At 76.6% G+C, this 8,725-nt stretch carries 2 protein-coding genes; both read left to right on the top strand.

The window, feature by feature from the left end; translation table 11 throughout:
• A partial coding sequence (locus ACSNN9_RS26360; RefSeq protein ID WP_436675926.1) for an SDR family NAD(P)-dependent oxidoreductase occupies nt 1-2,245 on the top strand: 2,245 nt, incomplete at its 5' end.
• Nucleotides 2,246-2,270: 25 nt separating this feature from the next.
• A partial coding sequence (locus ACSNN9_RS26355; RefSeq protein ID WP_436675924.1) for a type I polyketide synthase occupies nt 2,271-8,725 on the top strand: 6,455 nt, incomplete at its 3' end.

Here is an 8,725-nt window from a genome sequence, read left to right as displayed (position 1 = left end):
GCGGCCGTGGTTCGCCGACACGGGCGCGCGCCGGGTGGACCTGCCCACGTACGCCTTCCACCGGGAGCGGTACTGGCCCGAGCCGGCGGGCCGGCCACGACAGACGGCCACCCACGGCGGCGACGCCGACTTCTGGGACGCGGTGGAACGCGCCGACCTGACCGCCCTCGCCGCGCAGTTCGGCGACGACGGCGCGGCCCTGGACGCCCTCGCCCCTGCCCTGCCGGTCCTGTCGACCTGGCACCGGGCGCGCACGCGGCGAGCCGTCGTGGACGGCTGGTCGTACCGGATCGGATGGAAGCGGACCGACATCACCGCCGACCCGGCGCGGCCCGGCGTGTGGCTGCTCGTGACGGCGGAGGACGACCTGGCGGACGGCACCCGGGCGGAGGCGGTCACCAAGGCCCTCGCCGAGGTCGGCGCCGACGTGGTCCGGCTCACCGTCGACCCGGTCGGCACCGACCGGGCGGGCCTCGCCCGACGGCTGGCCGACGCGCTGGCCGACGGGCCCGTCACCGGCGTGCTCTCCCTGCTCGGCCTCCGCGACCAGCCGCACCCCGCCCACCCGGCCGTGCCGGTCGGGACGGCCGCCACGCTGCTGCTGCTCCAGGCCCTGCACGACAGCGGGGCGACGGCCCGGCTGTGGTGCCTGACCCAGGGCGCGGTCAGCACCGGCGACGGGGACACGGTGCACGGCGTCGCCCAGAGCGGACTCTGGGGCCTGGGGCTCGTGGCGGGCCTGGAACACCCGCAGCTGTGGGGTGGACTGGTGGACCTGCCCGACCAGGTCGACGCGACGGCGTGGGACCGGCTGGCGCGGGTGGTGACCGGTTCCGGCGACGAGGACCAGCTGGCCGTACGCCCCTCCGGGGTGTTCGTCCGTCGACTGGTCCGCTCGGCACCCGCCGCCCCCGAGGCGGCGGAGCGGTGGCGGCCGTCCGGCACGGTGCTGGTCACCGGCGGCACGGGCGCGCTGGGCGCCCACGTGGCCCGGTGGGCGGCGGCCAACGGCGCCGCGCACGTCGTGCTGACGAGCCGCCGGGGCGAGCGCGCCCCGGGGGCGGCGGAGCTGCGCGAGGAACTGACCGCGCAGGGCGTCCGGGCGTCGGTCGTCGCCTGCGACGTGGCCGATCGCGACCAGGTGGCGGCACTGCTGGCGCGGCTGGACGAGGACCCCGCGCCGCTGACGGCCGTGGTCCACGCGGCGGGCGCCGGCGAGTCCGGCCTGATCGCCGATACCGACCTGGCCGCGTTCGCCGGTGTGCTCGACGGCAAGGTCGCCGGCGCGCTGCACCTGGACGCCCTGCTCGGCGACCGGCCGCTGGACGCGTTCGTGCTCTTCTCCTCCATCGCCGGGGTGTGGGGCAGCGGCGGGCAGTCCGCCTACGCCGCGGGCAACGCCTTCCTCGACGCGCTGGCGGAGCACCGTCGCGGACGGGGCCTGCCGGCGACCTCAGTGGCGTGGGGACCCTGGGCCGACGGCGGCATGGCCACCGGCGAGGCCCAGCGACTGCTGGCCCGGCGCGGCCTGACCGCGATGGCACCGGCCGAGGCCGTGCACGCCATGCGGTACGCCGTCGGCCTGCCCCGGGCGGCGCTGACCGTGGTGGACGTCGACTGGGCGGTCTTCGCCCCGGCGTACGCCTCGGCCCGCCCCCGACCGCTGCTCGACGACATCGCCGAGGTCCGGGAGGCGCTGCACGCCCGCACCGGGGAGCAGCCGGGCGGCGTCGCCGACGCCCTCCGTGACCACCTGCTCACCCTGCCCCGCCCCGAGCGGGTCCGGCACCTCGTCGACCTGGTCCGTACCCACGCCTCCGCCGTGCTCGGCCACGCGGGCACGGACCGGGTCAAGCCCCAGCGCGCCTTCAAGGAACTCGGGTTCGACTCGTTGACGGCGGTCGAGCTGCGCAACCGGCTGACCGGGGCCACCGGCCTGTCGCTGCCGGCGACCCTCGTCTTCGACTACCCGAACCCGGCCGTGCTCGCCGAGAACCTGCTCGACGGACTGGTGCCCGAGGCGGCGCAGGCCGACGACGGCGACCCGGCGGAGGTGGCCGTCCGGCAGGCGCTCGCGACGATCCCGCTGGCCCGCATCCGCGAGGCCGGCCTGCTGGACCTGCTGCTCAATCTCACCGACGCCGACGGCGGTGCCGGTGCCGAGTCCGTCGACGAGGCCCTGGACCTCGACGACCTCGACACCGACACCCTCGTCAGGCTGGCGCTTGACGGAACCGATTCCTGACCGTGTCCCCAGTACGGAGCTCATGATGTCTACGTCCGCAGACAAGGTCGTCGAGGCGCTTCGCGCGTCGCTCAAGGAGACGGGCCGCCTCCGCCAGCTCAACCAGCAGCTGACCGCTGCCGCCCGGGAGCCCATCGCGATCGTCGCGATGTCCTGCCGCTACCCGGGCGGCGTCGCCAGCCCCGAGCAGCTCTGGGATCTGGTGGCCTCCGGCGGCGACGCGATCGGCGGCTTCCCGACGGACCGCGGCTGGGACCTGGACAACCTGTACGACCCGGACGCCGACCGGGCCGGCCGGTCCACCACCCGGGAGGGCGGCTTCCTCTACGACGCGGCCGACTTCGACGCCGAGTTCTTCGGCATCTCGCCCCGCGAGGCGATGGCGATGGACCCCCAGCAGCGGCTGCTGCTGGAGACGTCGTGGGAGGCGTTCGAGTACGCGGGGATCGCGCCCGCGTCCATGCGCGGGCAGAAGGTCGGCGTCTTCGTCGGGACCGCCGCCAACGGCTACGGGATGGGACCGCAGAGCGAGGCCGAGGGCACCGACGAGGGCTACCTGCTGACGGGTACCGCCACCAGCGTCGTCTCCGGGCGGATCGCGTACGCCCTCGGCCTGGAGGGCCCCGCGGTCACGGTCGACACCGCCTGCTCGTCGTCGCTGGTCGCCCTGCACCTGGCGTGCCAGGCGCTGCGGCAGGGCGACTTCGACCTGGCCCTGGCCGGCGGCGTGTGCGTCATGGCCACCCCCGGCCCCTTCGTGGGCTTCTCCCGGCAGCGGGGGCTCGCCCCCGACGGCCGGTGCAAGTCGTTCGCCGCCGCCGCCGACGGCACGGGCTGGTCCGAGGGCGTCGGCATCCTGCTGGTGGAGCGGCTGTCGGACGCGCAGCGCAAGGGGCACCCCGTCCTCGCCGTGATCCGGGGCAGCGCCGTCAACCAGGACGGCGCGTCCAACGGCCTCACCGCGCCCAACGGGCCGGCCCAGCAGCGGGTGATCCGGCAGGCCCTCGCGACCGCCCGACTGACCACGGCCGACGTGGACGCCGTCGAGGCGCACGGCACCGGCACCGTCCTCGGCGACCCGATCGAGGCGCAGGCGCTGCTGGCCACGTACGGGCGGGACCGCCCCGCCGACCGGCCGCTGCTGCTCGGCTCGATCAAGTCGAACATCGGTCACAGCCAGTCCGCCGCAGGCGTGGCCGGCGTGATCAAGATGGTGATGGCGATGCGGCACGGGCTCGTCCCGTCCACCCTGCACGTGGACGAGCCGACGCCCAAGGTGGACTGGTCGGCGGGCGAGGTGTCGCTGGTGACCGAGGCCCGGCCGTGGCCGGTGACCGACCGTCCCCGGCGGGCGGCGGTCTCGTCGTTCGGCATCTCCGGCACGAACGCGCACACCATCCTGGAGGAGCCGCCCGCCCCCGACGCCGACGGCACGACCCCCGCCGACGCCCGTCCGGCCCCCGCCGTCACCCTGCCGGTGGTGCCCGTGCTGCTGTCCGCCCGGTCGGACGCCGCGCTGACCGCGCAGGCGGGCCGCTGGGCCCGGTGGCTGGACGGCGACGAGACCCTCCGACCGGTGGACGTCGGCTGGTCGTCGGTGGTGTCGCGCTCCGCGCTGGAGCACCGCGCGGTGCTCACCGCCACCGATCGCGAGGACCTGCTGGCCGGGCTGCGCGCCCTCGCCGCCGGGCAGCCGTCCGGCGCGGTGGTCGCGGGGCAGGCCGCCGACCGGGGCCCGCTCGCGGTGCTCTTCTCCGGCCAGGGCGCGCAGCGCGCCGGCATGGGCCGGGAGCTGTACGCGGAGTTCTCCGTCTTCGCCGCCGCGCTGGACGAGGTGTGCGGGCGGCTCGACCCGCTGCTGCCGCGCCCGCTGCGGGAGGTGCTGTTCGCCGACGCGGGCACCCCCGAGGCGGAGCTGCTGGACCAGACCGTCTTCACCCAGGCCGGCCTGTTCGCGGTCGAGGTGGCGCTGTTCCGCCTCGTCGAGTCGTTCGGTGTGGTGCCGGACTTCGTGGGCGGTCACTCGATCGGCGAGGTCGCCGCCGCGCACGTGGCCGGGGTGCTGTCCCTGGCCGACGCGGCGGCACTGGTGGCGGCACGGGGCCGGCTGATGCAGGCGCTGCCCACCGGCGGCGGCATGCTCGCCGTCGCCGCCCCCGAGGAGGCGGTGGCCGAGTCGATCGCGGCCCTGGCCGGCCGGGTCGGCGTCGCGGCGGTCAACGGGCCCACCTCGGTCGTGGTCTCCGGCGCCGTCGAGGCCCTCGACGAGGTCGAGCGGCTCTGGCAGGAGCGGGGCGCGCGGACGCGCCGGCTCACCGTCAGCCACGCGTTCCACAGCCCGCTGATGGAGCCGATGCTCGCCGAGTTCCGGGCCGTCCTCGACGGGCTGACGTTCGCCGCGCCGGCGCTGCCGATCGTGTCGAACCTGACCGGCGCGCTCGCCGACGCCGACGAGATCCGCACCGCCGACTACTGGGTGCGCCACGTCCGGGAGGCCGTCCGCTTCGCCGACGGGGTCGCCGCGCTGCGCGACGCGGGCGTGGACACGTTCCTGGAGATCGGCCCGCGCAGCGTGCTGACCGCGATGACCCGGGACGTGCTGGACGGGCGGGAGCCGACGGACGCCGACGACACCCCCGTCATCGCGGTGCCCGTCCTGCGCGCCGACCGTCCCGAGGCCCCGGCCCTGCTCGCCGCGCTGTCCGAGCTGCACGTCAACGGGGCGACCGTCGACTGGCCGGCCCTCTACTCCGGCGCCGGGGCGACCCTGGTCGCCCTGCCCACGTACGCGTTCCAGCGGCAGCGCTACTGGCCCGAGCAGATGCCGGCGTCGGTCACCGGCCCGGTCAGCCCGGACGTGGTGGACGTCGAGTTCTGGTCGGCGGTGGAGCGCTCCGACGTGGCGGCGCTGGCGGCGCAGTTCGGCGACGACGGGGCGGACGTCCTGGCCCCGGCCCTGCCGGTCCTGTCGTCCTGGCGCAAGGCCCGGCTGCGGGACGCGGTCGTCGACGGCTGGTCGTACCGGGTGGTGTGGAAGCGGACCGCCGCCCCCGCGCCGATCAGCCCGTCGGGCCGCTGGCTGCTGGTGGAACCGGCCGGCGACGCGCCCGCGACGGAGTGGGCCGAGGCACTCGCGGGGGCGCTGACCGCCGCCGGCGGCGAGGTGTCCCGGCTGGCGGTGGACCCGACGGCGGAGCGCGAGCAGGTGGCGTCGCGGGTGGCCGGGGCCGAGGGAGACGCCCGGTTCGCCGGCATCGTCTCCCTGCTGGGCCTGCTGGACCGGCCGCACCCCGGTCAGCCGGCGGTGCCGCTCGGCACGGCCGCCACGATGGCGCTGGTGCAGGCCCTGCACGCGGCCGATGTCGCGGCACCACTGTGGATGGTGACCCGGGGCGCGGTCGGCACCGGGGACACCGACCCGGTCCGCAGCGTCGCCCAGGGCGGCCTGTGGGGCCTGGCCCGGGTCGCCGGGCTGGAACACCCGCAGCTCTGGGGCGGCCTGGTCGACCTGCCGGACGGGCCCGACCGGACCGACTGGGACCGCGTGGTGGGCGTCCTGACCGGCGGCGGCCACGAGGACCAGGTCGCCGTGCGGCCCGCCGGCGTGTTCGTGCGGCGACTGGTACGCGCCACGCCGGCGGCCGTCGGCACGGTCGAGCGCTGGCAGCCGTCGGGCACGGTGCTGATCACCGGTGGCACCGGGGCGCTCGGCGCCCACGTGGCCCGCTGGGTGGCGGCCAACGGCGCGGCGCACGTCGTGCTCACCAGCCGCCGGGGCGAGCGCGCCCCGGGGGCGGCGGAGCTGCGCGACGAGCTGACCGCGCTCGGCGCCCGGGTGACCCTGGTCGCCGCCGACATGGCCGACCGCGCCCGCGTCGAGGCGCTGCTGCGCGACGTCGACGCCGACGAGGCGCCGCTCACGGCGGTGGTGCACGCCGCCGGGGTGGGCCAGCTGACCATGCTGGCCGACACCGACCTGGCCGGGCTGGCCGAGGTGCTGGACGGCAAGATCGCCGGTGCGGTGCACCTGGACGAGCTGCTGGGCGACCGGCCGCTCGACGCGTTCGTGCTCTTCTCCTCCATCGCCGGCATCTGGGGCAGCGGCGCACAGGCCGCCTACGCCGCCGGTAACGCCTTCCTCGACGCCCTCGCCGAGCGGCGCCGGGCCCGCGGCCTGGCCGCCACCGCCGTCGCCTGGGGCCCCTGGGCCGACGGCGGCATGGCCAGCGGCGAGGGCCAGGAGCTGCTGGCCCGGCGCGGCCTCAGCCCGATGTCCCCGGCCCAGGCCGTGTACGCGCTGCGCAGCGCGGTGGGCCGCGCCGTGCCGTCGGTGACCGTGGCGGACGTCGACTGGTCCCTGTTCACCCCGGCGTTCGCCGCCGCCCGCACCCGCCCCCTGCTCGACGACATCGCCGAGGCCCGCGACGCCCTGCGCGTGGTCGACGCGGAACCGGAGGACACCGCCGGCGGCGGGCTGCGGCAGCACCTGCTGACGCTGCCCCGCGCCGAACAGGACCGCTACCTGACCGACCTCGTACGCACGCACACCGCCGCCGTGCTCGGCCACTCCGGTACCGAGCTGGTCAAGGCGAACCGGGCGTTCAAGGAACTGGGCTTCGACTCGCTGACGGCGGTCGAGCTGCGCAACCGGCTCGGCACCGCCACCGGGCTCACCCTGCCCACCACCCTCGTCTTCGACTACCCGAACCCGGCCGCCCTCGCCGACCACCTCTCGGCCACGCTGCGCCTGCACGAGGTCGACACCGTCACCACCTGGGGCCCCGCCGGGCCGGTGGACGACGACCCGATCGTCATCGTCGGCATGAGCTGCCGGTACCCGGGCGGCGTGGCCAACCCGGACGACCTGTGGGACCTGGTCGCCACCGGGCGCGACGGGATCAGCGGCTTCCCCGAGGACCGGCACTGGGACATGGGCCGGCTGCTGGCCGTCGACGCCGAGGGCCGACCCGTCTCGCACACCCGGGAGGGCGGCTTCGTCGACGGCGCCACCACGTTCGACCCCGGCTTCTTCGGCATCTCGCCGCGCGAGGCGGTCGCCATGGACCCGCAGCAGCGCCTGCTGCTGGAGGCGTCCTGGGAGGCCATGGAGCAGGCCGGGATCGACCCGGACGAGCTGCGCGGCAGCCGTACCGGCGTCTTCGTCGGCGCCTCCCCGTCGGGCTACGGCACCACCGACACCCCGGCGGAACTGGCCGGCTACCAGCTCACGGGCGGCGCGCACAGCGTCATCTCCGGCCGGGTGTCCTACACCTTCGGGCTGGAGGGCCCGGCGGTGACGGTCGACACCGCCTGCTCGTCGTCCCTGGTGGCGGTGCACCTGGCCGCCCAGGCGCTGCGCGGCGGCGAGTGCGACATGGCGCTGGCCGGCGGCGTCACCGTCATGGTGACCCCGGGCGCCTTCGTCGAGTTCTCCCGCCAGGGCGGCCTCGCCCCGGACGGGCGCTGCAAGTCCTTCGCCGCCGACGCCGACGGCACCGGCTGGTCGGAGGGGGTCGGCGTGCTGCTGGTCCAGCGGCTCTCCGACGCCCGGCGGCAGGGCCGCCAGGTGCTCGCCGTGATCGCCGGCAGCGCCGTCAACCAGGACGGCGCGTCCAACGGCCTCACCGCCCCCAACGGGCCGGCCCAGCAGCGGGTGATCCGGCAGGCCCTCGCGAACGCGCGACTGACCACGGCCGACGTCGACGCCGTCGAGGCGCACGGCACCGGAACGACGCTCGGCGACCCCATCGAGGCGCAGGCCCTGCTGGCCACCTACGGCCAGGGCCGCCCCGCCGACCGGCCGCTGCTGCTCGGTTCGATCAAGTCGAACATCGGCCACAGCCAGGCCGCCGCCGGCGTCGCCGGCATGATCAAGATGGTGCAGGCGATGCGGTACGGCCTGCTCCCGCAGACCCTCCACCTCGACGAGCCGACCCCCCACGTGGACTGGTCCGCCGGTGCGGTGTCCCTGCTGGCCGAGGCGCGTCCCTGGCCGGCGGTGGACCGGCCGCGCCGGGCCGCCGTGTCGTCGTTCGGCATCAGCGGTACGAACGTCCACCTGATCCTGGAGCAGCCGCCCGCGCCGACCGGCGGGGACGAGCCGGACGCCGGCGACGAGCCGTCCCGGACGCCGTCGGTGGTGCCGGTGCTGCTCTCGGCCCGGGACGCGGCGGGGCTGTCGGCGCAGGCCGGACGCTGGGCGCAGTGGCTCAGCGACACCGACGCCCCGCGTCCGCTCGACGTGGCGTGGTCGTCGGTGGCGTCGCGGTCCGTGCTGGAGCACCGGGCGGTCGTGTCCGGCGGGAGCCGGGACGAGCTGCTGGCGGGCCTCGAAGCCGTGGCGGCGGGCGAGCCCTCCGGCGCTGTCGTGACCGGCCCGGGCGGGCAGCGGGGCCAGCTCGCACTGTTGTTCTCGGGTCAGGGTGCGCAGCGCGCCGGCATGGGCCGGGAGTTGTACGGGACGTTCCCGGTGTTCGCCGC

This window comes from Micromonospora sp. URMC 107 (assembly GCF_051386315.1).
Taxonomy (GTDB): Bacteria; Actinomycetota; Actinomycetes; order Mycobacteriales; family Micromonosporaceae; genus Micromonospora.
This window is presented reverse-complemented; position numbering and strand designations above follow the sequence as displayed.